Raw genomic sequence first — 26371 nt, 5'->3', positions numbered from 1 at the left:
AGGTACGGGCGTTGGCCAGCACGTCATCGCGGCTGAGCGGCTTGCGGGTCAGGCTCTTGCCGGACGGGTCGCCGATCATGCCGGTGAAGTCGCCGATCAGGAAAATGACCTGGTGGCCGAGGTCCTGGAACTGACGCATCTTGTTCAGCAGCACCGTATGGCCCAGGTGCAGGTCGGGCGCGGTGGGGTCGAAGCCGGCCTTGATCCGCAGCGGGCGACCTTCCTGCAGGCGCGCACGCAGATCCTCGAGCTTGAGGATCTCGTCGGCACCGCGGCCGATCAGGGCAAGGGCTTCTTCAATCGAGGACACGTGACTACTCCCGGCAACGCCGATTCTTGTGTGGGGTGTTAAAGCAAAGTTAACCCGATTGGCTTCACAAAAGCCAATGGGCACAAGGGTTTGACGCGGTTTTCTCAGGTGTCTATGGTAACCGGCGATCAGGCCCGCGCTCCCGGGCTGCCAGGAAAAAACCGCCGATGCACAATTCCGAACAAGGGCGCGCACGCAAGCAGCGCTTCCAGGAACGCCTCCACGTCCTGCACGACAACGCCCTGCATCGGAAGCTCAGGCAACACCTCCCCGCCGCCTTCAATGAGCGCTGGACCCGCCGCCATTGGATGCACGCCAGCCTGTTCGCGACCATCGGCGCCCTGGTGGCGACGATCGTCCCCGGTTTCTCGCACACCATCGATGCGCCTTACGCCGACAGCCACACCAGCCTGGCGCTGCCGTTGCCGCCGCTGACCATGGCCCGCCAGCAGCAGGTGCCGGGCGACAGCTGGCAGGTGCTGCGCGTGCAGCGGGGCCAGACCCTGAGCGACCTGTTCGACAAGGCCGGCATTCCGGCCACCACCCTGCACCGGGTGCTGGACCATCCCGGTGCACGCGAGGCGCTGACCAAGCTGCGCCCCGGTGCCGAGATCGCCTTCGACATGCCGCTGTCCGGCGACCTGCGCAGCATCCGTTTCGACCGGGATGCCGACAACCGGGTGGAACTGAGCCTGGCCGGCGATGACATCAAGGAGAAGGTGACCAAACGCGAGTCCTCCACGCGCACCGTGGTCACCAGCGGCGAGATCACCAGTTCGCTGTATGCCGCGGCCCGGCGGGCCGGGCTGTCGCCGTCGGCGATCGCGACGATGACCGACGACATCTTCAAGTACGACATCGACTTCTCCAAGGACCTGCAACCGGGCGACCGCTTCAGCGTGGTGATGGATGAAACCTGGCGCGAAGGCGAGAAGGTGGACACCAGCAAGATCCTGGCAGCGACCTTCACCACCGGGGGCAAGACCTATTCCGGTTTCCGCTTCGACCGCAACGGCAAGTCCGAGTACTACGACATCAACGGCCGCTCGCTGAAGAAGAGCTTCATCCGCATGCCGATCCCGTTCGCGCGGCTGAGCTCGACCTTCGGCGCGCGCAAGCACCCGGTGCTGGGCAAGATGCGCATGCACAAGGGCGTGGACTACGCTGCGCGCACCGGCACCCCGATCATGGCCGCCGGCGATGCCCGCGTGCAGTTTGCCGGCGTGCAGAACGGCTACGGCAATGTGGTGATCCTCGACCATGGCCGCGGCCACACCACCCTGTACGGCCACATGTCGCGCTTTGCGAACATCAGGACCGGCCAGCGCGTGGCCCAGGGCACGGTGATCGGCTATGTCGGCTCGACCGGCCTGGCGACCGGACCGCACCTGCACTACGAATTCCGCGTCAACGGCGAGCACCGCAACCCGCTGACCGTGACCATGCCGCCGCCGGAACCGCTGAAGGGCGCCGAGCTGGTGGCCTTCCGCGCGCAGACCGCGCCTGCGATGGCCCGCATCCAAGGCATGGAGAAGCTGATCTACGCCGACGCCAGCCCGGCACCGACCAGCCGCGACGAGGCTGCGCCCGAGGTGGCCAGCGCCAAGGACAAGCCGTCCAGCAGCCGCAAGCGCGGCTGAGCCCCTGCGTTGACGAAGAAGGACGCGGCAGCCCAAGCTTGCCGCGTCCTTTTTTTATGCCTGCCATGAACACGACTGCCGACGCTGACGCCCCCCTGTACCTTGGCCTGATGTCGGGCACCAGCGCCGACGGCATCGACGCCGCGCTGGTGCAGTTCCCCGCCAGCGGTGGCTGCCGCTTCGTGCACGGCCTGACCGCCCGCTGGGAACCGGTGCTGCGTGCCCGGCTGGTGGCGCTGGGTGAAGGTGGGCCGCTGGATTCGCTGGAGGAGCTGGGCGAGCTGGACGCGCGGATCGCGATCAACTTTGCAGGGGCCGCCAACCAGCTGCTGGCCGAGGCCGGCGTGGATCGCAGCCAGGTGCGCGCGATCGGCTCGCACGGCCAAACCGTGCGCCACCGCCCGCTGGCCAATCCCGCCTTCACCGTGCAGCTGGGCGACGGCAACCGCATCGCCGAACTGACCGGGATCACCACGGTGTCCGACTTCCGCCGCCGCGACGTGGCAGCCGGTGGCCATGGCGCGCCGCTGATGCCGGCCTTCCACCTGGGCATGCTGGGCACCGCCGATGAAGACCGCGCGGTGCTCAATCTGGGCGGCATCGCCAACCTGACCCTGATCCCGCGCGAAGGCGCGGTGCGGGGCTTCGATACCGGCCCGGCCAATGCGCTGATGGACGCCTGGTGCCAGCGCCACACCGGCCGTACCTTCGATGCCGATGGCGCGTACGCGGCCAGTGGCGCGGTGGACGAGGGCCTGCTGGCCGGCTGGCGCTCGGACCCGTGGTTCGCGCTGCCCCCGCCGAAGAGCACCGGGCGCGAACAGTTCCACCTGGCCTGGGCCGAGGCACACATTGGGGAAGGCGAATACGCCGCTGCCGATGTGCAGGCGACCCTGCTGGAGCTGACCGTGGCGACGGTGGCCGACGCGCTGTTGGCGCAGCAGCCGCGGACCCGGCGCCTGCTGGTCTGTGGCGGCGGGGTGCGCAACCGGCAGCTGATGAAGCGGCTGGCGGTGCGGCTGCCGGAGGTGCAGGTGGAGTCCAGCGCAGTGCATGGGCTGGACCCGGAGTACGTGGAGGCGATGGGCTTCGCCTGGCTGGCGCAGCGGACGATGGACGGACTGGCCGGCAACCTGCCGAGCGTGACCGGGGCGACGGGCCCACGGATCCTGGGTGCGATCCATCTGGCGTGAGGTGGCGCCATCCACGCATGGCGTGGATCTACCGGGAACGGCAGTCGAGCATGGCTCGCCTCTACAAAGGTGCTAATCGAAGCCCTGCCCTGCGGGCAAGGCCTGCAGGGCGGCGATGGCGTCGGAGAGCGCGTCCACTTCGGGATCGCCGAAGCCGGAGCGCACCTCCAGTTCACTGCTGAACAGACCCTGCTCCAGCAAGGCGGCGCAGGTCTGTTCGTGGGTCCAGCCGCGGGCGACCGCGACGCGTCGAATACGTTCCAGCAGCAGCGGGTCCAGGTCCCGCAGCACAACGTCGGCCATGCTCACTTCCCCGTTCGCAAGGCACCGCCCCCTCGGCGCGTCGGGGGCGATGATCCCGCAGACCGGGCGGGCAGGCAATCAGGCGACCGGCGGCGGCCCGCGGTCGGCGATCCGCGGCCACAGCCACGCCAGCAGCAGCAGGGTCGGCACCACGGTGATCGAGCTGAGGATGAAGAACGTGCTGTAGGACGTGGCTTCGACGATATAGCCGGAGACACCGCCGACGAACTTGCCCGGCAGGTTGGCCAGCGAGACCAGCAACGCGTACTGGGTGGCGGTGAAGTTGCGGTCGGTCAACGACGACATGAAGGCCACCAGCACGGTGCCGGCAAAGCCCTGGAACAGGTTGTCGGCGCTGAGCGCGGCATAGAACGCCCACAGCTCGCCCGGGTTGTGCGCCATCAGCAGGAAGGCCAGGTTGGACAGCGCTACGCCCAGTGCGGCCACCAGCAGCATGCGGCGGAAGCCGAATGCGGCCACCGCGATACCGCCCAGGAACGCACCGCCGATCCCCATCCACACGCCGAACAGCTTGGACACGGTGGCGATGTCGGCCTTGTCGAACCCCGAATCGAGATAGAACGGCCCGGCCATCACGCCGATCACCTGATCAGGGAACTTGAACAGGCCGACGAAGGCCAACAGCACCAGTGCCAGCGCCACGCCGTTGCGGCTGAAGAAACTGGAGATGGGTTGGATGAAGGCTTCGGCGATATCGATGCGGCGCTGCACGGCCGTGGCCGGGCGCTCCGGTTCGGCGCACAGCAGGGTGGTGACGATCGGCAGCAGCATCAGCGCGGCCATCGCCAGGTAGGCGACGATCCAGCCTTCGAACTGGGCCAGGTAGAGCGCGCCGGCACCGGCCAGGATCAGGCCGATCCGGTAGCCCAGCGTATAGGTGGCCGCCAGCGCCGCTTGGGCGGCCTGCGGTGCGATCTCGATGCGATAGGCGTCGACGGCGGAGTCCTGGGTGGCGCCGGCGAACGACGCCACCAGCACCCACATCACCAGCGGCCAGACACCCTCTTCCGGCCGCACGAAGGCCAGTGCGACCAGGCCGACCAGCACCAGCACCTGCGATACCAGCAGCCACGAACGGCGGCGGCCGAGCCCGCCCAGCAGCGGGAAGGCATAGCGGTCCAGCAGCGGTGCCCACAGGAACTTGAGCAGGTAGAAGAAGCTGGCCAGGCTGATCAGGCCGATGCTGCCCAGGTCCAGGCCGACGTCGCGCAGGCGCGTGGACAGGGTCTGCGAAGCGATCAGCAGGAACGGCAGGCCGCTGCCGAAGCCAAGCATGGCCATGGTCAGCGCCGACGGGGTACCGAAGGCGCGCTTGATTCCTGCCCAGCCCTTGTAGCTGACCGGCGTGGCGGCCTCGGTCACAGGTCGTAGTCCACGATGAACGGGGCGTGGTCGGAGAAGCGCTCGTCGCGGTAGATCGAGCAGCTGCGCAGGCGGTCACGCAGGCCCGGGGTGATGAACTGGTAGTCGATGCGCCAACCGACATTGTTGGCACGGGCCGCGCCGCGGTTGCTCCACCAGGTGTAGTCCTCGCCGGTGGGGTTGAGCAGGCGGTAGGCATCGGCCCAGCCACGGCCGGCGCCGACATCGGTGGCCTGGCCATGGTCGGCGCACAGGGCGTTGAGCCAGTCGCGCTCTTCCGGCAGGCAGCCGGAGTTCTTCTGGTTGGACTTCCAGTTCTTGATGTCCAGCGCCGAACGCACGATGTTCCAGTCGCCGCACAGCACGTAGTCGCGGCCGCTGCGCGCCCACTCCTCGAGAATCGGCCGCAGCCATTCCATCACTTCGAACTTGAAACCCTGGCGCAGGTCGCCCGAGCTGCCGGAGGGAATATAGAAGGAGACCACGCTGAGATTGCCGTAGCGCGCCTCGATGTAGCGGCCTTCGTCGTCGAACGGCGCCCAGCCCAGCGAGGTGATGACCTGGTCCGGCTCGCGCTTGCTGTAGATCGCCACGCCGCTGTAGCCCTTCTTGGTGATGGCGTCGCGGTAGAAGCAGTGATGGCCATCCGGACGGAACATCGGGTCGGTCAGCTGGTCTTCCTGGGCCTTGGTTTCCTGGATGCACAGGACGTCGGCGTCCTGGGCACGGAACCAGTCGAGGAAGCCCTTGGTCGCGGCGGAACGGATGCCATTGGCGTTGAAACTGATGATGCGCATGCGGGGGACCTGCGGCGGGAAACCGGGCAAGCATACCGGTTGCCTGCGGGGCTGCGCAGTCCGCCAGGGCGGGCCTGGACGGCTTTCACACGGGGCTGGACGAGCGCGAAACGCCCAGCTGGATTAGGATTTGTGCTCCAAATGAAGATGAATCGAGTTTTGATGAGCGACCACCGCCACCGTTTCCTGCAGCTGGCCCTGACCGCCGACGCCCTGCGCTTCGGCCAGTTCACCCTCAAGTCCGGCCGGCTGAGCCCCTATTTCTTCAACGCCGGTCGTTTCGACTCCGGTTCGCTGCTGTCGCAGCTCGGCGCGTGCTACGCCGATGCCATCGATGCCACCGGGATCAAGTACGACGTGGTGTTCGGCCCGGCCTACAAGGGCATTCCGCTGGCGACCGCGATGGCCTGCGAGCTGGCCCAGCGTGGCCGCGACCTGCCGCTGTCGTTCAACCGCAAGGAAGCCAAGGACCATGGCGAGGGCGGCCAGCTGATCGGCGCCGACATGAACGGCAAGCGCGTGCTGATCGTCGATGACGTGATCACTGCCGGTACTGCGATCCGCGAAGCGCTGGGCATCATCCGCGCCGCCGGCGGCACTCCGGCCGGCATCGTGGTGGCCCTGGATCGCCAGGAGATCGCCTCGGAAACCGACCGCCGTTCGGCGGCGCAGTCGGTGGCCGAAGAGGCCGGCATTCCGGTGATCGCCGTGGCGTCGCTGGCCGATCTGCTTGATTTCGCCTCCGGCAACCCGGAACTTGTGGGTTACCGGCAGCCGCTGGAAGCCTACCGGGCCCAGTACGGCGTCCGTTCGATCCGCTGACCGACCAGGGGAAAGGTCATGTCCCGAGTTCCTGCTGTTCTCTTTGCCGGCCTGCTGCTGGCCGTGCCGTTCACCGTGCCGGCGCAGTCGCGCGACGGCGGCAAGGTGGAAAAGAAGCTGTACTGCTGGAACGAGGGCAAGGAGCGGATCTGCAGTGATTCGCTGCCGGCCGACGCGGTCAATCACGCCCGCGAGGAGTTCAACGCGAAGAGCGGCCTGCGCAATGCGCAGGTCCAGCGCGCGTTGACCGACGAGGAGCGCGCCGCCGCCAGCACCGAGGCGCAACAGCAGCAGCTGGACCTGATGGCCGAGCAGACCCGCCAGCGTACCGAGCAGGCGATGCTGTCCACCTATGGCAGCGAGGACGACCTGCGCCGGGTGTTCGCCGAACGCCAGGAAGTGCTGGACAACAACCTCAAGACCGCCGAGTACAACGTCACCAGCCTGCGCGAATCGCTGGTGGCGCTGCTGTCGGCGGCCGGTGACCGTGAACTGGCCGGTGGCAAGGTGGCCGACAAGCAGGCCGGGGCGATCCGCCAGCGGCACGTGCAGTTGCAGGCACAACAGCGCCTGCAGGCCGGATTCCTGCAGCAGCAGCAGGCGCTGAAGGCCGAGATCGACAGCACGCTGCAGCGCTACCGCGAGCTGAAGGGCGTGGCGCAGGCGGCGGTCCCGGCGGGCTGACCACGCTCCCGCTGCCGGGCATGACCCGGCGCTACCCGGGGCCTGGTTACGGCTTGGCCCACGGAATTTATGCACTCTTTACGCGTCGGCCCGGTCCGGCGCGTAGTGCGTTTATGGGCGGCAGGACGACGATGACGGCCTGAGGTGGAGGGGTTCCACCAGGACGCTATTGCAATGTCCCCCTGGCTGTCGTTGTTGTGTGGCGTGCTGGTGCTGGTCGCCGCCGCCTATCTTCTCTATGTCGTGCTGCGGCCCGAGTCGTTCTGAACGGAGCCTGCCATGACTGAGATGCTTGTCATTCTTGCCGCCAGCCTGCTGCTGGCGTGGCCGCTGGGCCTGTACCTGGCGCGCGTGATGCGCGGCACGCCGATGAAGGTCGACGTGCTGTTCAACTGGATCGAAAAGCCGTTGTACAAGGTGTTCGGCGTCGATCCTTCACGCGCGATGTCCTGGCGCGGCTACGTGCTGGCCTTCGTGCTGAGCAACGTGGTGGTCGCGGTCCTGACCCAGGCGGTGTTCATGACCCAGGCCTGGTTGCCACTGAACCCGGACCAGATCCCGAACATGCGCTGGGACACCGCGCTGCACACGATGATCTCGTTCCTGACCAACACCAACCAGCAGCACTATTCGGGCCAGGCGCAGCTGTCCTACCTCTCGCAGATGACCGGCATCACCGGCCTGCAGGTGGTGACGCCGATGATGGGCCTGGCGCTGGCGGTGGCGACGCTGCGCGCGTTGTTCTCGCGTGCGCCGCAGGCTGCGGCGGCGACCGGTACCGGCGATGATCGCCAGGTCGCGGTGGGCAACTACTACGTGGACGTGGTGCGCCTGTGCGTGCGCTTCCTGCTGCCGCTGTGCCTGGTGTGGACGCTGGTGCTGACCAGCCAGGGCGTGCCTTCGACGATGGCCGGTGGTCCACAGGCCACGCCGATCGATGCCAGCGCCGGCATGGCCGAACAGAAACTGCCGCTGGGCCCGGTGGCGGCGATGGTCGCGGCCAAGCAGCTCGGCGCCAATGGTGGCGGCTGGTACGGCCCGAACAGCAGCTTCCCGCTGGAGAACCCGACCCCGCTGTCGAACGCGCTGGAGATCGTTGGCATCCTGCTGGTGCCGATGGCGGTGATTTTCATGATCGGTGCGTTCACTGGCCGGCGTCGCTTCGGCGCCCTGGTGTTCAGCTGCATGCTGGGCATGTCGCTGCTGTCCACCGGCGCGATGATGTGGAGCGAAGGGCATAGCGCCAGCGCCGCCACGCCGCTGCTGATGGAAGGCAAGGAGGTGCGCTTCGGCGCCGACGGCACTGCGCTGTGGGCGGCGGTGACCACCCAGGTCTCCAACGGCTCGGTCAACGGCATGCATGACTCGCTGGCGCCGCTGAGTGGCGGCATCGCGATGGTCAACATGCTGGTCAGCGCGATCTGGGGCGGCATTGGCTGCGGCCTGCAGCAGTTCATCGTGTACCTGCTGCTGGGCGTGTTCCTGGCCGGGTTGATGACCGGGCGTACGCCGGAACTGTTCGGCCGCAAACTGGAGACGCCACAGGTACGCCTGCTGGCCCTGCTGGTGCTGCTGCAGCCGATCACCCTGCTGGTGTTCACTGCGATCACCCTGGCCGTACCCGGCCTGGCGGGCACCTCCAACCCCGGCTTCCATGGCATCAGCCAGGTGTTCTACGAGTACGTCTCGGCCTACGCCAACAACGGTTCGGGCTTCGAAGGGCTGGGTGACGCCACGCTGTGGTGGAACCTGAGCTGCTCGCTGGTGCTGCTGCTGGGCCGTTTCCCGCTGCTGATCATCCCGCTGGTGGTGGCCGCACAGCTGGCCGCCAAGCGCCAGGCGCCGGAGTCTGCCGGCAGCCTGCAGATCGAAACCCCGACCTTCGCCCTGACCCTGGTCTCGGTGATCGTCATCCTGACCGTGCTGCAGTTCATGCCGGCGCTGGTACTCGGCCCGATCGCCGACCACCTGAGCCTGGGACTGCACTAAGGACACCCTGATGAGTACCCAAGCAAGTTCAACCCGTAGTACCCATGCACCGCGCCCTGCCCTGCTGGATGGCGCCGGCCTGCGCCGTGCGCTGGTCGAAGCGGTGCGCAAGCTGTCGCCGATGCATCTGGTGCGCAGCCCGGTGATGGCGGTGGTGATGGCCGGTACGATCGTCGCCGCGATCGTCACCCTGACCGGCAATGCGCCGCTGGGCTTCGGCCTGGCAGTGACCGTGATCCTGCTGGTGACCGTGTTGTTCGGCAACTTCGCCGAGGCGGTGGCCGAAGCGCGTGGCCGTGGCCAGGCCGCCTCGCTGCGCCGTGCCCGCCAGGACCTGGTGGCACGCCGGCTGGCGGCGCCGCAGCCAGGCGCGGCAGAAGCCCAGGTGCCGGCCGCCGAGCTGCGCCCGGGCGACCATGTGATCGTCAGTGCCGGTGAGCTGGTGCCGGCCGATGGCGAGATCGTGCAGGGCCTGGCCACCATCAACGAAGCGGCGGTGACCGGCGAATCGGCACCGGTGCTGCGCGAGGCCGGTACCGACCGTTCCGGCGTGATCGGCGGCACCAAGGTGCTGTCCGACCAGATCATCGTGCGGGTGACCGCCGAGCCGGGCCACAGCTTCCTGGACCGGATGATCGCGCTGGTGGAGGGTGCCAACCGCCAGAAGACCCCCAACGAGATCGCGCTGACCCTGCTGCTGGCGGCGATGACGCTGACCTTCCTGGTGGTGGTGGCCACGTTGCCGGCCATTGGTGCCGCGGTCGGCGTCAAGGTCGATCCGCTGCTGCTGATCGCGCTGCTGGTGTGCCTGATCCCGACCACCATCGGCGGCCTGCTGCCGGCGATTGGTATTGCCGGCATGAACCGTGCGCTGGCTGCCAACGTGCTGGCCAAGTCGGGCAAAGCAGTGGAAGTGGCCGGCGACGTCGACGTGCTGCTGCTGGACAAGACCGGCACCATCACCTACGGCGACCGCCAGGCCAGCCACTTCCATCCGCTGGCCGGCATCGACGCCAGCCAGCTGCGCGAGGCGGCACTGCTGTCCTCGCTGGCCGACCCGACCCCGGAAGGCAAGTCGATCGTGCGCCTGGCGCGCGAACAGGGCTGCGCCACCGCCGAACCGGACCATGCCGACTACCTGGCCTTCAGTGCACAGACCCGCATGTCCGGCGTGGATCTGGAACATGGCCGGCAGATCCGCAAGGGCGCCGCCGATGCGATCCGCGCCCACGTGCAGGCGCTGGGCGGCAGCGTGCCGGCTGAACTGGCCGGGCGCGTCGAGCAGGTCGCGCGCAATGGTGCCACCCCGCTGGTGGTGGCCGAGGGCCGCCATGTGCTGGGCGTGATCGAGCTGTCGGACGTGGTCAAGCACGGCATGCGCGAGAAGTTCGCGCAGCTGCGGGCGATGGGTATCCGCACGGTGATGATCACCGGTGACAACCCGCTGACCGCCGCTGCCATCGCTGCCGAAGCCGGTGTCGACGACTATATCGCCGAGGCCCGCCCGGAAGACAAGCTGGCACGCATCCGCCAGGAGCAGGCCGGTGGCCGCCTGGTGGCGATGGTCGGTGACGGTACCAACGACGCGCCGGCGCTGGCCCAGGCCGACATCGGCCTGGCGATGAACTCCGGCACGCAGGCGGCGAAGGAGGCCGGCAACATGGTCGACCTCGATTCGGACCCGGCCAAGCTGCTGGCGGTGGTGGAGGTGGGCAAGCAGCAGTTGATCACCCGCGGCGCGCTGACCACCTTCTCGCTGGCCAACGACGTGTCCAAGTACTTCGCGATCCTGCCGGCGCTGTTCGCCGCCGCCGTTCCCACCATGGCCGCACTGAACGTGATGCAGCTGTCGAGCCCGCGCAACGCGGTGCTGGCGGCACTGATCTTCAACGCCCTGGTGATTCCGGCCCTGATCCCGCTCGCTCTGCGTGGCGTGCGCTTCCGCCCGGCCACCGCCACCGCGCTGCTGCGCCGGAACATGCTGGTGTACGGCCTCGGCGGCGTGCTGCTGCCGTTCGCGGCAATCAAGCTGATCGACCTCCTTCTTGTCCTGGTATTCGGCGCATGAACCGTTCTGTTTCCACTTCCACCTCCCTGCCCCGCGAAGCGAAAGCCGAGGCCCGCGTGGCCAGCCTGCAGGACGGCGCCAGCTGGCGCCCGGCGATCGGCCTGGGCCTGGCCACCCTGCTGCTGGCCGGCGCGGTCTACGCCGGTATTGCCACCGGTTTTGCCGGCCTGGCGTACCCGACCCAGGCCGAGGGCAGCCTGCTGCGCGATGGCAGCGGCCAGGTGCGTGGCTCGGTATGGCTGGCGCAGCCGTTCACCGGTGATGGCTACTTCCAGGCACGACCGTCGGCCGCCAACTACGACCCGATGGCCGCGGCCGGTTCCAACCTGGCGCGCAGCAACCCGGCCCTGGCCGAGCGTGTTGCGGCCAGCACCGCAGCGGTGGCCACACGCGAAGGCGTCGCCCCCGCGCAGGTACCGGCGGATCTGGTCACGCAGTCTGCCGGCGGCCTGGATCCGCAGCTGTCGCCGGCGGCGGCACAGCTGCAGGTGGCACGCGTGGCGCGTGCCCGTGGCCTGCCGGTGGAGCGCGTACAGGCGCTGGTACAGGCGCACACCGAAGGCCGCCAGTGGGGCCTGTTCGGCCAGCCGCGGGTGAACGTGGTAACGCTGAACTTCGCGCTGGACCACGCGGCCAAGGCACCGTGATGCCAGCCTGCACCGGCTGCGCGCACAATGGCGGCCATGACAGCGGCACCCATGACTGATGCGCGTACCCGCCAGGCCGATGCCCTGGTCGAAGGCCTGCAACGCGAAGCCGGCGGCAAGCTGACCGTGTTCCTCGGCGCGGCACCGGGCGTGGGCAAGACCTATACCATGCTGACCCGCGCGCAGGAACAGCTGCGCCGCGGCGTTGACCTGGTGGTCGGGCTGGTGGAAACCCATGGCCGCGCCGATACCCAGGCCCTGCTGGAGGGCCTGCCGCAGCTGTCGCTGAAGGAAGTGGCCTATCACGGCCACGCCCTGCAGGAGATGGACCTGGATGCCGTGCTGGCACGGCGCCCGGCGCTGGTGCTGGTGGATGAACTGGCCCACCGCAACGCACCGGGCAGCCGCCATGAGCGGCGCTGGCAGGATGTGATGGAGCTGCTGGATGCGGGCATCGACATCTGGACCACGGTCAACATCCAGCATCTTGAAAGCCTCAACGATGTGGTGATGCGCATCACCGGCGTGCGCGTCAGCGAGACCGTGCCGGACGGCGTGCTCGACCGCCTGCACGACATCGTGCTGGTCGATCTGCCGCCGCGCGAACTGATCGCCCGCCTGCAACAGGGCAAGGTCTATGTGCCCGAACAGGCCGCGCAGGCCCTGCAGGCCTTCTTCTCGCCGGCCAACCTGACCGCGCTGCGCGAACTGGCCATGCAGGAGGCGGCCGACCGCGTCGACAGCAGCCTGCGCGAAACCCGCGCCGCGCGTGGCGAAGGCAATCTGCCGCTGCGTCGCGGCGTGCTGGTGGCCATCGATGGGGGCGGCCAGAGCGAGTACCTGGTGCGCGTGGCGCGTCGCATTGCCGAGCGCCGCGACGCGCCGTGGACGGTGGTGACCGTGCAGGGCCGTCGCCAGGACGAGGCGACCCGGCGCGAGATCGATGCGGCCTTCGCATTGGCAAGGCGCCTGGGCGGCGACGCCGAGCTGCTGCACGGATCGAGCATCGCCGATGCCCTGCTCGACCATGCCGCACACAATGGCGTATCGACCCTGGTGCTGGGCCGGACCCGCGAACGTCCACTGGCACGGATGTTCAACCGCACCCTGACCCAGCAGCTGATCCAGCGCGGCGCGCATTACGAGATCACCATCATCAGCACACCGCAGGCACGTGCGCGCTCGCGCCGCGAGGGCCTGCTGCCGCCGATGCGTGGCATCAGCTACGAACCGGCACAGGCCCTGATCGCCACCGCACTGGCCTGCGCGGTGGCATGGCTGGCAGAACGCTGGGTGGGCATGGCCGACCTGTCGATGGTGTTCATCGTCGCGGTGGTGCTGGTGGCTGCACGCACCCGCGCCAGCGTGGCGGTGATGGCGGCGATCCTGTGCTTCCTCGCCTACAACTTCCTGTTCATCGCGCCCCGCTTCACCTTCGCCATCGGTGCGCGCCAGGGCGTGATCACCGTCTTCCTGTTCCTGGCCGCCGCACTGGTGGCTGGACGCCTGGCCTCGCGCCTGCGCATGCAGGTGATCGCGCTGCGTGCGGCGAATCGGCATGCGCGTGCGCGCCAGCAGCTGGGCCGCCAGCTGGCCAGCGCCGCCGGCCACGGCGAGGTGGCACAGGCGGGTCGACATGCCCTGGAACAGGCCATGGATGTACCGGCGTGGCTGCGCATCGGCGGCGACACCGCCGCTGGTGGACGCAACCAGCCCGGCGACACCGACCTGGCCGCCGCCGACTGGGCGCTGCGCCACGGCCAGCCCAGCGGGCGTTTCACCGACACCCTGGCCGGCGCGCAATGGTGGTTCCTGCCGCTGCTCGACGGCGAGGATCGCGCGATCGGCGTGGCCGGCCTGTACCTGCCCGGCGCGCAGGCGCGCCTGCTGCCCGAACAACGGCAACTGGCCGAAGCGATGGTCGATGACATCGCGCAGGCCGCGCTGCGCACCCGGCTGGTGGCGGAACTGGAACAGGCACACGTCAGCAACGAGACCGAGCGACTGCGCTCGGCCCTGCTCTCTTCGGTATCGCACGACCTGCGCTCGCCGCTGGCGGCGATGATCGGTTCGGCCGACAGCCTGGCCAGCTACGGTGCGGCGATGGACACCGCCGATCGTCGCGCCCTGCTCGACACCATCCTGGTCGAGGGTGAACGGCTGGACCGCTACATCCAGAACCTGCTGGACATGACCCGGCTTGGCCATGAAGGCCTGAAGATCAACCGCGACTGGATCGGCGTGGACGAATTGATCGGCTCGGCGGCACGACGCCTGCAGCGCTACCAGCCGAAGGTGCGGCTGGAACTGGATATTCCGTCCACGCTGGCGCCGATCTGGGTACACCCGGCACTGGTCGAACAGGCCGTGTTCAACGTGATGGAGAACGCGGCCAAGTTCTCACCGCCCGACGCCGCCGTGCAGGTACAGGCGCGCGAACTGGACGGCCAGCTGCGCATCGACGTGATCGATGCCGGCCCCGGCATTCCCGACGACGAGCGTGCGCGCATCTTCGACATGTTCTACAGCGTCGAACGCGGTGACCGTGGCCGCCATGGCACCGGCCTGGGCCTGACCATCTGCCAGGGCATGATCGGCGCGCATGGCGGCAGCGTGCAGGCGCTGCCTGGACGCGACGGTCGCGGTACCCTGATCCGCATCACCCTGCCCCTGCTCAAGCCAGCCTCCCACGATGAGCCCGACCCCGATTGACGCCAGCGTGCCGGCCGCGCGCGTGCTGGTGATCGATGATGAAACCCAGATCCGCCGGTTCCTGGACATCAGCCTGCGCGCGCAGGGCTACCAGGTGCGGCAGGCGGCGACCGGCCAGGAAGGCCTGCAACTGGCCGCCAGCGAAGACATGGACCTGGTGATCCTGGATATCGGCCTGCCTGACATGGAAGGCCACGAGGTGCTGGAACAGCTGCGGCAGTGGAGCCAGGTACCGGTGATCATGCTGACCGTGCGTGCGGGCGAAGCCGAGAAGGTGCGGGCGCTGGACACCGGCGCCAACGACTACGTGACCAAGCCGTTTGGCACGCAGGAGCTGATGGCGCGGGTGCGGGCGCTGCTGCGCACGCGCAGCGTGCCGACCGATGGCACACCACCGGTGTTCGACGACGGCCACCTGCACGTGGACCTGGTGCGTCGCGAAGTCGCTCTCGAGGGTGAGCCGGTCGCGTTGACCCGCAAGGAATACGCGTTGCTGTCGCTGCTGCTGCGCAACGCCGGGCGGGTGGTGACCCAGCCGCAGATCCTGCAGGAGATCTGGGGGCCGACCCACCAGCACGACACCCACTACCTGCGCATCCTGGTCGGCAAGCTGCGGCACAAGCTGGGCGATTCAGCGCTGGATTCGCGCTACCTGTTCACCGAACCGGGCGTGGGACTGCGGTTCAAGGGGTGAAAGCGTGCCGACCAACGGTCGGCACACACCATGCGTGGATCTAGTGTGTCGACCAAGGTCGACACCTACCAACAGCACCAGGACACTGTCAGACGTGGGGCGGTGTCGGAGTGCGGGGTGTCAGCCGCATGGATGCGGCTGCCAAGCCTACAGGGACGTACTTGCGGCGTTCCCGCACTCCGACACCGCCCCACCCTCCCGCGGATAGCCCGCTTTTGATGTTGATGTTGCTGTTGCCGTTGCTTCGGCGGGTGCCGGGCGCAGCCCGGCCCACCTCAGAACCCCAGCGGGGTGTCGCCCAGCACTGGTTGCAGCTGGCTGCGGAACAAGGCCTGGATGCGTTCCAGTGCGGCCTCGTCGTTGCCCTCGAATCGCAGCACCAGCACCGGCGTGGTGTTGGAGGCACGCACCAGGCCCCAGCCATCGGCGAAGTCCACGCGCAGGCCGTCGATGGTCGACAGGCGACCGCCCACATACGGGTTGTCCGGCGACTGCGCCGCCGCCACCAGCATCGCCACCAGCGCGTGCGGCGTCCCGTCGGCCACCGGCACCTTCAGCTCCGGCGTGGCGACCATTTCCGGCAGTTCGCCCAGCACTTCGTCCGGGGTCTCCTCGCGCTGGGCCAGGATCTCCAGCAGGCGCGCAGCGGCGTACAGGCCGTCGTCGAAACCGAACCAGCGTTCCTTGAAGAAGAAGTGGCCACTCATCTCACCGGCCAGCTCGGCATCGGTCTCGCGCATCTTCGCCTTCATCAGCGAATGCCCGGTCTTCCACATCAGCGGGCTGCCGCCATTGCGCAGCACGTGGTCGGACAGCTTGCCGGTACACTTCACGTCGTAGATCACCATCGCGCCCGGATTGCGCATCAGCACATCGGCAGCGAACAGCATCAGCAGGCGATCGGCATAGATGATCCTGCCTTCGCCGGTGACCACGCCCAACCGGTCGCCGTCGCCATCGAACGCCACGCCGAGGTCGGCACCGAAGCGCTTGACCGTCTGCACCAGGTCTTCCAGGTTGGCCGGCTCGCTCGGGTCGGGATGATGGTTGGGGAAGGTGCCGTCGACATCGCAGTACAGCGGGATGACGTCGGCGCCGATCGCTTCCAGCAGCTGTGGTGCCAGTGCGCCGGCCACGCCATTGCCGGCATCGGCCACGACCTTCAGCGGGCGGTCCAGCTGCACGTCATCGGCGATGCGCTGGATGTAGTCGGCACTGACGTCGCGCTGCTGGTAGTCACCCGGCTCGGCGGCCTGCACCAGGCGGCCCTCGACGATGCGCTGGTAGAGATCGGTGATGGCATCGCCGGACAGCGTCTCGCCGCCGATGACCACCTTGAAGCCGTTGTATTCGGGTGGGTTGTGGCTGCCGGTGACCGCCACGCAGGTACCGGTACGCAGATGGAAGGCGGCGTAGTACACGAGCGGGGTCGGCGCCAGGCCGATGTCGATCACCGCGCAGCCGGCACGGCGCAGGCCTTCAGCCAGCCCGGCCGTCAGCTCGGGCCCGGACAGGCGGCCATCGCGCCCGATCACGACCTCGCGCAGCCCTTGCTCCAACGCCACGGTGCCGATGGCGTGGCCGATCAGCGCCGCGGTCTTCGGTGTCAGTTCGCTGCCCACCACGCCGCGGATGTCGTAGGCGCGGAAGATACCGGCAGCCAGTTCTTCGGCCGGCACCGGGGGCGGTGGCGGCGGCGTGGCATCGCCACTGCTGGCTACGGCGGCCACCGGGGGCGGCGCCTGCTGCAGGCTCTCGCTCAGGGTCGGGCCATGGTCGGCCTCGGACGCGGCGGCGCGGCGCGGCAACGGCAGCGACTTCGGCAAGCGGCCGCGACCGACCACCAGCAACACGGCAATGAACGCCAGCAGCAACGCCACAATGGCGCTGGCCAACGCGCCCAGGCCGAGCGGACCGGCTTCGACATTCGGCACCGACGCGACCAGCCGCAGCGGCGTGCCTGCAACCGGGCGCGCCAGGGCTTCCGCACTTTCGGCCAGGCCCGCGTCGCCCTGGGTGACCAGATCGAACCCACCCTGGCGCAGGCCAAGGAAGCCGGCGGACGGCGCACGCACCTGGTCCAGCGGCGAAGTCAGCCGCAGCAGCGGTTGGCGGACATAGATGACGGCCGGCCCCAGGCTGCCCAGCTGCACCGGCGCGGCCAGGCCCAGGCGGTTGCCGCCGCCGTCGCGGACCACGCGCAGGCTTGGCTTGGCCTCGGCCAGCGCGGCTTCCAGCAGCGCCAGGCGGGAATACCCGAAGGTGGCCGGATCGGCATAGGCGTTGGCCAGATCGGCCGCCAGCACCTCGACCTGCTCGACCCCGGTCCAGCTCTCGCGCACGGCCAGCGCCGCCGCAGCGGCATCGCCGGCCTGCAGCGCCTGCTGCACGCGATCATTCTTCAACTGCTGCTGCAGCTGCTGCAGCTGGCCCGCAGCGGCCTGCTGCAGGCCCTGCACGGCCTGGTCACGCGCCTCTTCCAGCGCCTGCCCGTTGGCCTCCTGCCGCCATTGCTGCACCGCGCTCCAACCGAACCAGCCGGCCAGCAGGATCAGCAGCACCCCCAGTAGAGGTGCACTGCGACCCAACGACCGTCCCCGCTGTCCTTCCCCGATGCCGCTCATCGATGTCCCCTGTCAACGCACCCCGGTATGGCCGAATCCACCCGCGCCCCGCACGCTGTCGGTGAAAGTATCCACCACCTGCAGGCTCACGCGGGCGATCGGAACCACCACCAGCTGCGCGATACGATCGCCCGGCTCGATGGTGAAGGCTTCGCGGCCACGGTTCCAGACGCTGATCAGCAGCGGCCCCTGGTAGTCGGCATCGATCAGGCCGGTGCCGTTGCCCAGCACGATGCCATGCCGATGGCCCAGCCCCGAACGCGGCAGGATCACCGCGCACAGGCCCGGGTCGGCAATGTGGATGGCCAGGCCGCTGGGCATCAGCGCGGTGTCGCCCGGCTGCAGGGTCAGCGCGGTATCCAGCGCTGCGCGCAGGTCCATGCCGGCACTGGCCTCGGTGGCATAGGCCGGCAGCGGCCAGCTGTCGCCGAAGCGCGGATCGAGCAGCTTGACCTGCAGTGGTTGGGAAAGGGATGCCTGGGTCATGCCTGGAGTCTCCGCGCGATCAGCGCCAGCAGTTGTTCAGCCAGCTCGCGCTTGGAGGTGGCCGGGAATACCTGTTCGCCGTCCTGCCAGAAGGCAGTGGCGGCATTGTTGTCACTCTCGAAACCGCCGCCACTGATGCCCACCTGGTTGGCGATCACCAAATCCAGGCGCTTGTCGATCAGCTTCCCGCGTGCGTACTTCTCCACGTCGTGGGTTTCGGCGGCGAAGCCGACCACCAGCTTCAGCGACTGGGTCTGCGCGGCGACTTCGGCAAGGATGTCCGGCGTGCGCACCAGCTCGATCACCAGCGACTGGCTGTCGGCGGTCTTCTTCAGCTTCTGCGCGGCGACCTGGCGCGGCGTGTAGTCGGACACCGCTGCAGCACCGATATAGATGTCGGCGGGCAGCGACTTCAGCACGGCATCGCGCATCTGCGCGGCCGAGCGCACATCAATGCGCTGTACGCCCGGCGGCGTCGGCAGCTGTACCGGGCCACTGACCAGCACCACCTGTGCGCCCAGCGCAGCGGCGGCGGCGGCCAGGGCGAAGCCCATCTTGCCGCTGCTGCGGTTGCCGACGTAGCGCACCGGATCGATGTCCTCGTAGGTCGGGCCGGCACTGATCAGCAGGCGCAACCCCTGCAGGGCACGGGTTTCCGGCGCGGCAACCGTCGCAGCGGTACCGCCACTGGCCGCCAGTGCGGCCACGATGTCGCCCGGTTCGGCCAGCCGACCGGGGCCGGATTCACCTTCGGCCAGCGGACCATCGACTGGGCCGATCACCTGCGCACCACGCTGGCGCAGCAGGGCGATGTTGGCCTGGGTGGCCGGATGCAGCCACATGCGATGGTTCATCGCCGGGCAGATCGTCAGCGGTGCGGTACTGGCCAGGCACAAGGTGCTGACCAGGTCATCGGCATGGCCCTGGGCCAGCCGGGCCAGCAGATCGGCCGTTCCCGGCGCGACCACGATGCGGTCGGCCCAGCGGGCCAGCTCGATGTGGCCCATGGCCTGTTCGGCGGCGCTGTCCCACAGCGTGGTGCGGGTCGGCTGCCCGGACAGGGCCTGGAAGCTGAGGGGGGTGACGAACTGCTGGGCGCCGGCGGTCATCGCCACCTGCACCTGGGCGCCCGCGTCACGCAGGCGCCGCACCAGTTCCAGGCCCTTGTAGGCCGCGATCCCGCCTCCGACGCACAACAGCAGTTTCTGGCCTTCCAGCGCGCGGCTGGGCGCGGGGGAAGCGTTGGGGGAGTCAGCCACCTGGAATTCCTGTGCAAACGAGGGCATTAGCTTACCCGATGGTCGGTAATGTCCCGGTGCACAACGCACATAGCGGGCGGCTATCAGCAGATGGGACTTGCACCACGGCGCTTCCGGGGTTCAAGTCACTGCGATTCGGAACTTTCCTATACCTGTAGGCCGGTCACGTTTGCAGAATCGTCAGTGGCCACCGCAGGTGTGCCGCTTCGCTTTTCGAGGATTCCGCGTGCACCCGCGCATCATCATCGCCGACGACCATCCCGTCGTCCTGCACGGCATCCGCATCGTGCTGCAGACCCATCTGATGGAGGTCGTCGGCAGCGCGCGGGACGGCGCCCAGCTGCTGCAGCTGGTCGAGCACCACGGTTGCGACGCGGTACTGACCGACCTCTCCATGCCCGGCACCGGCCCGGATGGCCCGGAACTGATCGCTGAACTGCGCGCACGCCACCCGGGCATGCCCGTAGTGGTGCTTACCGGCGCCCGCCACCCCGGCCTGCTCGATGGCCTGCTGCGTGAGGGTGTCAGCGGCCTGGTCGACAAATGCGCCGATTTCGGCGAGTTGCCGCAGGCCTTGAACGCGGCCATGGCCGGGCAGGTGTTCGTCTCGCAGCAGCTGCGCCACCACCTGCAGGCGCGCGACCTGATGTTCGCGCGTGAACCGGCGGCGCTGTCGGCCCGCGAGCAGGAAGTGCTGGACCTGCTGGCCGCCGGGCTGAAGGTAAACGCCATCGCCGTCCACTGCGGCCGCAGCCCGAAGACGATCAGCCGGCAGAAGGCCGAGGCCAAGCGCAAGCTGGGGCTGCAGAACAACCAGGAGCTGTTCGCCTACCTGCAGTCGCGACGCGACTGAGGCAACGGCCGACCCGGACGTGCGCCCTGCCCTGATGGGACGCATCGCCTGCACTGGCGATGATGCAGGCATGCCCATCCATGACTGGCCCGAACAGGAACGTCCCCGCGAGAAGCTGATCGCGCGCGGCCCTGCCACGCTGTCCGACGCCGAGCTGCTGGCGCTGTTCCTCGGCTCCGGCTTCGGTGGACGCGACGCGGTGCAGACCGCGCGCGACCTGCTGCAGGCACATGGTCCCCTGCGAGTGCTGCTGGACCGCCCGGCCCGCGAACTGGCCCGTTTGCCGGGACTGGGCCCGGCAAGAAGCTGTGCACTGGCCGCCGGGCTGGAACTGGCCCACCGCTACCTCGCCGCCGAGCTGCAACAGGGCGAGGCGGTCGGCAACAACCCGGCCGCGGTCGGCCGCTACCTGCAGCACCGCCTGCGTGGCCAGGCCCGCGAGATCTTCATGGCGCTGTTCCTGGACAACCGCCACCGCCTGATTGCCTGCGAGGAGCTGTTCCAGGGCACCATCAATGCTGCCCCGGTCTATCCCCGCGAGGTGGTGCGGCGAGCCCTGCTGCACAATGCGGCCGCGGTGATCCTCAGCCACAATCATCCCTCCGGCGACCCGGAGCCCTCTGGCGCCGATACCCGCATCACCGACGAACTGCAGCAGGCACTGGCATTGGTGGACGTACGCCTGCTGGACCACTTCGTGGTCGGCGAGGGCCGCCCCGTTTCGTTTGCTGAACGGGGCCTGCTGTCCCCGCCCCAGCCACGCCTGTTCGGCTGAGCGGCCTTGGCCGGGGGCAGGCAGGAGCCCCCGCAGGCATGTTCTGGTCAGCGTGGGCGCGGGTATCTGCGCTAAAATGGGCGATTCCGCCGCTCATTCTCACAGCAGGCCTCGTGAAAAATCTCCTCCGCGCCCTGATCAGCCAAGGCATCGAAGCCTTGCGCGCCAATGGCACCCTGCCCGCCGACTCCCTGCCGCCGGACTTCGTGGTCGAGCGCCCGAAGACCCGTGACCACGGCGACTTCGCCACCAACGCCGCGATGCTGCTGGCCAAGGCCGCGCGCAGCAATCCGCGCGCACTGGCACAGGCGCTGGTCGAGGCGCTGCCGCGCAGCGAGGACGTCAGCAAGGTCGAGATCGCCGGCCCCGGCTTCATCAACTTCTACCTGGCCCCGGCCGCGTACCAGCGCGAAGCCGCCTCGGTCATCAAGGAAGCCCACGACTACGGCCGCAACCTGTCCGGCAATGGCCGCACGGTGGGCGTGGAGTACGTGTCGGCCAACCCGACCGGCCCGCTGCATGTCGGCCATGGCCGCGCGGCGGCGATCGGCGACTGCGTGGCCCGCGTGCTCGATGCCAACGGCTGGAACGCCAAGCGCGAGTTCTACTACAACGACGCCGGTGTGCAGATCGAGAACCTGGCGCTGTCGGTGCAGGCCCGCGTGAAGGGCATTGCGCCGGACCAGGACGGCTGGCCGGAAGGCGGCTACCGCGGCGAGTACATCGCCGACGTCGCCCGCGCCTACATGGCCGGCGCCAGCGTCGACCTCGAAGGCACCCTGGTGGTCGGCGCCAAGGATGCGGACGACGTGCAGGCGATCCGTCGCTTCGCCGTGGCGTACCTGCGCAACGAGCAGAACCTGGACCTGGCCGCGTTCGGCGTCGACTTCGACATCTACTTCCTGGAAAGCTCGCTGTACGCCGATGGCAAGGTCGCCGAGGCCGTGGCCAAGCTGCAGGCCTCGGGGCATACCTACGAGGAAGGCGGCGCGCTGTGGCTGCGCAGCACCGACTTCGGTGACGACAAGGACCGCGTGATGCGCAAGTCCGACGGCACCTTCACCTACTTCGTGCCGGACGTGGCCTACCACCTGTCCAAGTGGCAGCGCGGCTACGAGCGCGCGATCACCGAACTGGGCGCCGATCACCACGGCTCGCTGGCGCGCGTGCGCGCCGGCCTGCAGGCGATGGAAGTGGGCATCCCGCAGGGCTGGCCGGAATACGTGCTGCACCAGATGGTCACCGTCATGCGCGGCGGCGAGGAAGTGAAGCTGTCCAAGCGTGCCGGCAGCTACTTCACCCTGCGCGACCTGATCGAAGAGGCCGGCCGCGATGCGACCCGCTGGTTCCTGATCGCGCGCAAGCCCGATTCGCAGCTGACCTTCGACATCGACCTGGCACGCCAGCAGAGCAACGACAATCCGGTGTTCTACGTGCAGTACGCACACGCCCGCGTCTGCAGCCTGCTGCGCCAGGCCCAGGAAAAGGGCCTGGTGTACGAGCAGGGCAATGGCCTGGCCAATCTCGGCCGCCTGGCCGACGATGCCTCGCTGGTGCTGATGAACGAGATCTCGCGGTATCCGGAAGTGGTGGAAGCGGCCGGCGTGGCGCTGGAGCCGCACCTGGTGGCGCAGTACCTGCGTGAATTGGCGCATGCCTTCCACACGTGGTATCACGGGACGCCGGTGCTGGTGGACGACGCCGCCGATCGCAACGCCAAGCTGACCCTGGCCTGCGCGGCGCGCCAGGTGCTGGCCAACGGCCTCGAACTCCTGGGCGTGAGTGCCCCGGAAAAAATGTAAGCATCAGGAGACGCAGTACACATGGCAGCACGACGCGGCAAAACCCAGGCACGACGCAACAGCAGCAGCCAGGGCACACCCGGATGGGTGTGGCTGGTGGCCGGTGTGGCGATCGCCGCCGTGGTGTTCCTGGCGGCGCCGAACCTGTTCAAGGGCGAAGGCGATGGCTTCCTGCGCGCCGGTCCGCAGCCGAACCCGAACGCGCAGCCGGCCCCGGTCGCTGATGCCGACAGCGATGTCGGCAGCCAGCCGGCCGCGCAGCCGGCCACGCCGAAGCCGGCCGAACCGGAGAAGCCCGCCGCGACGCAGTACGACTTCTACACCCTGCTGCCGGGCAAGGAAGTGGAAATGTCCGACGCCGAACTGGCCGCCAGCGCGCGCGCCGAGGACCAGCGCCGGGCCAAGGCCGAAGCATCGCGCGCGCAGGCCGCGCTGGAAGGCAAGCCGGTACCGCCGGCCAGTGCGGCCACTCCGGCACCGACCGCAACGGCCAGCGTCGCAAGCACCGCACCGGTGACCGCGACCAACCGTCCGCTGCCGGCACCGCTGAGCGAGCGCCCAGCCGCGGCAACCCCGTCGGCCAGCACCGCACCGGCGTCCACCAGCACGGTGGCCACCACCCCGGCGCCGCGCGCGGAAACCGCGGCCGCTACATCGGCGACGCCGGCGGCCGCTACCGCTGCTGCACCGGCGGCCGCCGATAACGCCCGCTACATCCTGCAGGCAGGTGCCTTCGGTGCGTCCGGCGACGCCGAAGCCACCAAGGCCAAGCTGGCCATGATGGGCCTGGCGGCACGCGTGGAGTCGGCGCAGATCAACGGCAAGACCGTATACCGCGTGCGCATGGGCCCGTACGGCAGTGCCGGCGAGTTGTCCGAAGCCAAGCAGAAGCTGGATGGCACCGGCCTGCAGGCGATGGCGATCAAGGCGCAGTAAGCCTGCCGATGTGAATGAAAAAGCCGGGCATCGCCCGGCTTTTTTTTTGTTTCCGTGGAGTCGAGCATGGCTCGACGCTACAAACGGCCATCAACCCTCGCGGGCGACCTGGAAACCGGCGAACGACTGGCTGACCGGCATCAGTTCCAGGCGATTGATGTTCAGGTGCGGCGGCAGGCTTGCCACCCAGAAAATCTGTTCGGCGATGTCCTCGGCGGTCATCGGGTTGGCGCCGGTATAGAGCTTGTCCGACGCGGCCTGGTCGCCATGGGTACGCACCACGGTGAACTCGGTTTCGGCCATGCCCGGCTCGATCGTGGTCACGCGCACACCGGTGCCGTGCAGATCCGAGCGCAGGCCCAGCGAGAACTGGCTGACGAAAGCCTTGGTGCCACCGTAGGCGTTGCCGCCCGGGTACGGGTAGACGCCGGCCACCGACGAAATGTTGATGATCGCGCCCTTGCGCTCCACCAGCTGCGGCAGCAGGCGGTGGGTCAGGGTCACCAGCGCGGTGATGTTGGTGTCGATCATCGTGGTCCAGTCCGACAGCTTGGCGCTCTGTGCCGGCGCGGTGCCCTGCGCCAGGCCAGCGTTGTTGACCAGCAGGTCGATCTCGCCGAAGGCCGGCGGCAGCGCCAGCAGGGCCGCCTCCATCGCCACCGGATCGCGGATGTCGAAGGCGGCGGCGTGCACCACGTCCTTGCCGTAGCGCTCGACCAGCGGCTGCAGGCGTTCGCTGCGGCGGCCGGTAGCAATCACCTTCCAGCCAGCCTGGGCGAAGCGGTGAACGGCGGCGGCGCCGAAGCCGGACGTGGCGCCGGTAATCAGGACAGTGCGGGTCATCAGGCAACTCCAGGGGGAAAACCAGACCCCCATTCTGGCACCGTCGGTTGGTCTCTGTGTTGCCGGATCAGCCAGATCCAGGGGTCAGATCCCTTTGCTCCACAAAGGGATCTGACCCCACCTGTCGGGGTGACCGGTACAATTGGGCCATGATCAACAATGATGTCCTGCGCAGCGTGCGCTACTCCCTGGACCTGGGTGACCAGCACGTGGTCACCCTGTGCCAGATGGCCGACCCGGCCTTCGCCGTGGATACCGAGCAGGTGAAAGCCTGGCTGCGCCGCGAGGACGAAGCCGGTTTCGAGGCGATGAACGACAGCGCGCTGGCCCACTTCCTCGACGGCCTGATCGTGCACCTGCGCGGTCGCGACGAGAGCCAGCCGCAGCGTGCGGTGGAAACCCGCATCGACAACAACCTGGTGCTGAAGAAGCTGCGCGTGGCCTTCCAGCTGCGCGACGTCGATCTGATGGAGATCTTTGCCAGCGCAGGTTTCAACGTGTCCAAGTCGGAAGTGGGCGCATTGTTCCGCCAGCCCGGGCACACCAACTACCGGCGTTGCCTGGACCAGATGCTGCGCAATTTCCTCAAGGGCCTGAGCCTGCGCCTGCGCGGCTGAGCACGGCCTCGACGAACGCCCGCGCCGCCGGTGTCGGCAGCCGCTGCCAGACCAGGTGCACGCGCCGGGTCGGGGTCGGCTGCAGTGGAATCTGAACCACGCCCTGGAAACCTTCGGCGATCAACGCCGGCACGATGCCGACCGCCAATCCATGGCGGACGAAGCGCTCGATCAGTTCCATCAGATTGACCTCGAAACGCACCGTGTGCGGCAGGCCAGCGGCGGCGAAGGCATCGTCAGTCTGCCGGCGCGCACCGGTGCCGCGCGGGAAGTCGACCAGCGCTTCATCCTGCAGTGCGGTCAATGGCAGCCGCTTGCGCCCGGCCAGCCGGTGCGACGGCGCCAGTACCGCTACCAGATCCTCCTCCTGCAGCACCTGGTGGCAGACGCCGTCCAGCGCTGCCGAAGGCGCCAGACCGACCAGTGCCACATCCAGCGCGCGCGACTGCACCTGTGCGATCAGGTCTTCGCTCTTGTCCACGCGCAACTGGAACTCCACCTGCGGGTGCACCTGCTGGAAGGCCGCCAGCATCGCCACGACGTCGATGCCGGTCAGCGAAGAGATCTGCCCGATGGCCAGCAACCCGCGCACCTCGCCACTGACGGCGGCCACGTCGGCGCGCAGATGGCGCAGGCTGGCCAGCACCTGGCGTGCGTGCACCAGCAACGCCTCGCCGGCGGCGGTGGCCCGCACCTGGCGCGGCAGGCGCTCGAACAGCGTTGTGCCCAGTTCCTGTTCAAGATGGGCGATCTGGTGGCTGAGCGCGGACTGCACCACGTGGCAGCGCTCGGCCGCACGGGTGAAATTGCCCTCTTCGGCCAGCGCCACGGCGAATTCGAGCTGCTTGAGATTCATGCAACCATCTCATTTTCAGATGACAGGGATGATGATGATTCATTTCCATCATGATCGCAGCAGGCGGACACTGTGCAC

Annotated in this window: 24 protein-coding genes (1 of these 24 cut by a window edge); 15 read left to right on the top strand and 9 right to left on the bottom strand. The window is 68.5% G+C overall.

Annotated elements, in window-relative coordinates; genetic code table 11:
• Positions 1–310: the 5' portion of a tyrosine--tRNA ligase gene (tyrS, locus tag EGM71_RS01655; protein ID WP_049405782.1), read on the bottom strand. It extends 902 nt beyond the left edge of the window; the window shows 310 of its 1212 coding nt (coding positions 1–310); its start codon is at positions 308–310; its stop codon lies off the left edge, out of view.
• Positions 311–477: 167 nt separating this feature from the next.
• Here tyrS and EGM71_RS01650 point away from each other — a divergent pair, with 167 nt between their 5' ends.
• On the top strand, positions 478–1950 hold the full coding sequence (locus EGM71_RS01650; protein ID WP_188487343.1) for a M23 family metallopeptidase: 1473 nt from the start codon (positions 478–480) through the stop codon (positions 1948–1950).
• 65 nt (positions 1951–2015) lie between these two features.
• Positions 2016–3143: an anhydro-N-acetylmuramic acid kinase gene (locus EGM71_RS01645; protein WP_188487341.1), complete on the top strand. Its 1128-nt coding sequence runs from the start codon at positions 2016–2018 to the stop codon at positions 3141–3143.
• Between the two features lie 72 nt (positions 3144–3215).
• Here the strand turns inward: EGM71_RS01645 and EGM71_RS01640 are convergent, their stop codons facing one another.
• From EGM71_RS01640 to EGM71_RS01630, 3 genes are all read right to left on the bottom strand, one after another.
• Positions 3216–3446, bottom strand: coding sequence for a hypothetical protein (locus EGM71_RS01640; protein WP_005420465.1), 231 nt, complete (start codon positions 3444–3446; stop codon positions 3216–3218).
• 78 nt (positions 3447–3524) lie between these two features.
• The gene (locus EGM71_RS01635; protein ID WP_188487339.1) at positions 3525–4829 is read right to left on the bottom strand and encodes an AmpG family muropeptide MFS transporter; all 1305 of its coding nucleotides are present in this window, start codon (positions 4827–4829) and stop codon (positions 3525–3527) included.
• Positions 4826–5626 (bottom strand): exodeoxyribonuclease III, encoded by an 801-nt coding sequence (locus EGM71_RS01630; RefSeq protein ID WP_004153871.1) that lies wholly within the window; start codon positions 5624–5626, stop codon positions 4826–4828. The genes EGM71_RS01635 and EGM71_RS01630 overlap by 4 nt, the downstream gene beginning before the upstream one ends.
• A 162-nt stretch (positions 5627–5788) precedes the next feature.
• Between EGM71_RS01630 and pyrE the strand changes: the two genes are divergently transcribed.
• The 8 genes from pyrE to EGM71_RS01590 all read left to right on the top strand — a co-directional run bounded on the left by pyrE (position 5789) and on the right by EGM71_RS01590 (position 15242).
• Entirely contained in the window at positions 5789–6448 is a 660-nt protein-coding gene (pyrE, locus tag EGM71_RS01625; protein ID WP_010486876.1) for an orotate phosphoribosyltransferase, read from the top strand.
• A gap of 18 nt (positions 6449–6466) precedes the next feature.
• Positions 6467–7132: a hypothetical protein gene (locus EGM71_RS01620; RefSeq protein WP_188487337.1), complete on the top strand. Its 666-nt coding sequence runs from the start codon at positions 6467–6469 to the stop codon at positions 7130–7132.
• Positions 7133–7306: 174 nt separating this feature from the next.
• A complete protein-coding gene (locus tag EGM71_RS01615; RefSeq protein WP_005407770.1) occupies positions 7307–7399 on the top strand; it encodes a potassium-transporting ATPase subunit F in 93 nt (30 codons plus the stop codon).
• Positions 7400–7411: 12 nt separating this feature from the next.
• Positions 7412–9121 (top strand): potassium-transporting ATPase subunit KdpA, encoded by a 1710-nt coding sequence (kdpA, locus tag EGM71_RS01610; protein ID WP_188487335.1) that lies wholly within the window; start codon positions 7412–7414, stop codon positions 9119–9121.
• Positions 9122–9131: 10 nt separating this feature from the next.
• Positions 9132–11189: a potassium-transporting ATPase subunit KdpB gene (gene kdpB, locus EGM71_RS01605; RefSeq protein ID WP_188487333.1), complete on the top strand. Its 2058-nt coding sequence runs from the start codon at positions 9132–9134 to the stop codon at positions 11187–11189.
• Positions 11186–11836 (top strand): potassium-transporting ATPase subunit KdpC, encoded by a 651-nt coding sequence (gene kdpC, locus EGM71_RS01600; RefSeq protein ID WP_188487331.1) that lies wholly within the window; start codon positions 11186–11188, stop codon positions 11834–11836. Before kdpB ends, kdpC begins: the two co-directional genes overlap by 4 nt.
• A 51-nt stretch (positions 11837–11887) precedes the next feature.
• Positions 11888–14548, top strand: a complete 2661-nt coding sequence (locus EGM71_RS01595; RefSeq protein WP_188487329.1) for a sensor histidine kinase — start codon at positions 11888–11890, stop codon at positions 14546–14548.
• Positions 14529–15242, top strand: a complete 714-nt coding sequence (locus tag EGM71_RS01590) for a response regulator transcription factor (protein WP_100474881.1) — start codon at positions 14529–14531, stop codon at positions 15240–15242. The genes EGM71_RS01595 and EGM71_RS01590 overlap by 20 nt, the downstream gene beginning before the upstream one ends.
• 275 nt (positions 15243–15517) lie before the next feature.
• Here the strand turns inward: EGM71_RS01590 and EGM71_RS01585 are convergent, their stop codons facing one another.
• The 3 genes from EGM71_RS01585 to coaBC are packed head-to-tail and all read right to left on the bottom strand — an operon-like array spanning position 15518 to position 19638.
• On the bottom strand, positions 15518–17866 hold the full coding sequence (locus tag EGM71_RS01585) for a phosphomannomutase/phosphoglucomutase (protein WP_188487327.1): 2349 nt from the start codon (positions 17864–17866) through the stop codon (positions 15518–15520).
• Between the two features lie 12 nt (positions 17867–17878).
• Complete coding sequence (dut, locus tag EGM71_RS01580) at positions 17879–18352, bottom strand: dUTP diphosphatase (RefSeq protein ID WP_188487326.1); 474 nt, start codon at positions 18350–18352, stop codon at positions 17879–17881.
• Positions 18349–19638, bottom strand: coding sequence for a bifunctional phosphopantothenoylcysteine decarboxylase/phosphopantothenate--cysteine ligase CoaBC (coaBC, locus tag EGM71_RS01575; RefSeq protein WP_188487324.1), 1290 nt, complete (start codon positions 19636–19638; stop codon positions 18349–18351). Before coaBC ends, dut begins: the two co-directional genes overlap by 4 nt.
• A gap of 199 nt (positions 19639–19837) precedes the next feature.
• Here coaBC and EGM71_RS01570 point away from each other — a divergent pair, with 199 nt between their 5' ends.
• From EGM71_RS01570 to EGM71_RS01555, 4 genes are all read left to right on the top strand, one after another.
• Complete coding sequence (locus EGM71_RS01570) at positions 19838–20464, top strand: response regulator transcription factor (protein ID WP_049443446.1); 627 nt, start codon at positions 19838–19840, stop codon at positions 20462–20464.
• A gap of 70 nt (positions 20465–20534) precedes the next feature.
• Entirely contained in the window at positions 20535–21239 is a 705-nt protein-coding gene (radC, locus tag EGM71_RS01565; RefSeq protein WP_014035697.1) for a RadC family protein, read from the top strand.
• Positions 21240–21352: 113 nt separating this feature from the next.
• Complete coding sequence (argS, locus tag EGM71_RS01560) at positions 21353–23041, top strand: arginine--tRNA ligase (RefSeq protein WP_188487322.1); 1689 nt, start codon at positions 21353–21355, stop codon at positions 23039–23041.
• Positions 23042–23062: 21 nt separating this feature from the next.
• Complete coding sequence (locus EGM71_RS01555; RefSeq protein WP_188487320.1) at positions 23063–23977, top strand: SPOR domain-containing protein; 915 nt, start codon at positions 23063–23065, stop codon at positions 23975–23977.
• Positions 23978–24067: 90 nt separating this feature from the next.
• Here EGM71_RS01555 and EGM71_RS01550 read toward each other — a convergent pair whose 3' ends face one another.
• Positions 24068–24820, bottom strand: a complete 753-nt coding sequence (locus EGM71_RS01550; protein ID WP_049448698.1) for an SDR family NAD(P)-dependent oxidoreductase — start codon at positions 24818–24820, stop codon at positions 24068–24070.
• Positions 24821–24969: 149 nt separating this feature from the next.
• Here EGM71_RS01550 and EGM71_RS01545 point away from each other — a divergent pair, with 149 nt between their 5' ends.
• The gene (locus tag EGM71_RS01545; RefSeq protein WP_014645662.1) at positions 24970–25437 is read left to right on the top strand and encodes a DUF1456 family protein; all 468 of its coding nucleotides are present in this window, start codon (positions 24970–24972) and stop codon (positions 25435–25437) included.
• Here the strand turns inward: EGM71_RS01545 and EGM71_RS01540 are convergent.
• Positions 25406–26293: a LysR family transcriptional regulator gene (locus EGM71_RS01540; RefSeq protein WP_188487318.1), complete on the bottom strand. Its 888-nt coding sequence runs from the start codon at positions 26291–26293 to the stop codon at positions 25406–25408. The genes EGM71_RS01545 and EGM71_RS01540 overlap by 32 nt on opposite strands.
• Positions 26294–26371 lie beyond the last annotated feature (78 nt).

This window comes from Stenotrophomonas maltophilia (assembly GCF_006970445.1).
GTDB lineage: Bacteria > Pseudomonadota > Gammaproteobacteria > Xanthomonadales > Xanthomonadaceae > Stenotrophomonas > Stenotrophomonas maltophilia_AU.
The sequence above is the reverse complement of the archived record's forward strand: the minus strand, read 5'-3'. Positions and strand labels throughout refer to the sequence as shown.

Bases quoted from the DNA above. Each gene is read 5' to 3' on its own strand.
- EGM71_RS01650 (WP_188487343.1), top strand. From the start codon at position 478: ATGCACAATTCCGAACAAGGGCGCGCACGCAAGCAGCGCTTCCAGGAA.
- EGM71_RS01645 (WP_188487341.1), top strand. From the start codon at position 2,016: ATGAACACGACTGCCGACGCTGACGCCCCCCTGTACCTTGGCCTGATG.
- EGM71_RS01640 (WP_005420465.1), bottom strand. From the start codon at position 3,446: ATGGCCGACGTTGTGCTGCGGGACCTGGACCCGCTGCTGCTGGAACGT.
- EGM71_RS01630 (WP_004153871.1), bottom strand. From the start codon at position 5,626: ATGCGCATCATCAGTTTCAACGCCAATGGCATCCGTTCCGCCGCGACC.
- pyrE (WP_010486876.1), top strand. From the start codon at position 5,789: ATGAGCGACCACCGCCACCGTTTCCTGCAGCTGGCCCTGACCGCCGAC.
- EGM71_RS01620 (WP_188487337.1), top strand. From the start codon at position 6,467: ATGTCCCGAGTTCCTGCTGTTCTCTTTGCCGGCCTGCTGCTGGCCGTG.
- EGM71_RS01615 (WP_005407770.1), top strand. From the start codon at position 7,307: ATGTCCCCCTGGCTGTCGTTGTTGTGTGGCGTGCTGGTGCTGGTCGCC.
- kdpA (WP_188487335.1), top strand. From the start codon at position 7,412: ATGACTGAGATGCTTGTCATTCTTGCCGCCAGCCTGCTGCTGGCGTGG.
- kdpB (WP_188487333.1), top strand. From the start codon at position 9,132: ATGAGTACCCAAGCAAGTTCAACCCGTAGTACCCATGCACCGCGCCCT.
- kdpC (WP_188487331.1), top strand. From the start codon at position 11,186: ATGAACCGTTCTGTTTCCACTTCCACCTCCCTGCCCCGCGAAGCGAAA.
- EGM71_RS01595 (WP_188487329.1), top strand. From the start codon at position 11,888: ATGACTGATGCGCGTACCCGCCAGGCCGATGCCCTGGTCGAAGGCCTG.
- EGM71_RS01590 (WP_100474881.1), top strand. From the start codon at position 14,529: ATGAGCCCGACCCCGATTGACGCCAGCGTGCCGGCCGCGCGCGTGCTG.
- EGM71_RS01585 (WP_188487327.1), bottom strand. From the start codon at position 17,866: ATGAGCGGCATCGGGGAAGGACAGCGGGGACGGTCGTTGGGTCGCAGT.
- dut (WP_188487326.1), bottom strand. From the start codon at position 18,352: ATGACCCAGGCATCCCTTTCCCAACCACTGCAGGTCAAGCTGCTCGAT.
- coaBC (WP_188487324.1), bottom strand. From the start codon at position 19,638: ATGCCCTCGTTTGCACAGGAATTCCAGGTGGCTGACTCCCCCAACGCT.
- radC (WP_014035697.1), top strand. From the start codon at position 20,535: ATGCCCATCCATGACTGGCCCGAACAGGAACGTCCCCGCGAGAAGCTG.
- EGM71_RS01555 (WP_188487320.1), top strand. From the start codon at position 23,063: ATGGCAGCACGACGCGGCAAAACCCAGGCACGACGCAACAGCAGCAGC.
- EGM71_RS01550 (WP_049448698.1), bottom strand. From the start codon at position 24,820: ATGACCCGCACTGTCCTGATTACCGGCGCCACGTCCGGCTTCGGCGCC.
- EGM71_RS01545 (WP_014645662.1), top strand. From the start codon at position 24,970: ATGATCAACAATGATGTCCTGCGCAGCGTGCGCTACTCCCTGGACCTG.
- EGM71_RS01540 (WP_188487318.1), bottom strand. From the start codon at position 26,293: ATGAATCTCAAGCAGCTCGAATTCGCCGTGGCGCTGGCCGAAGAGGGC.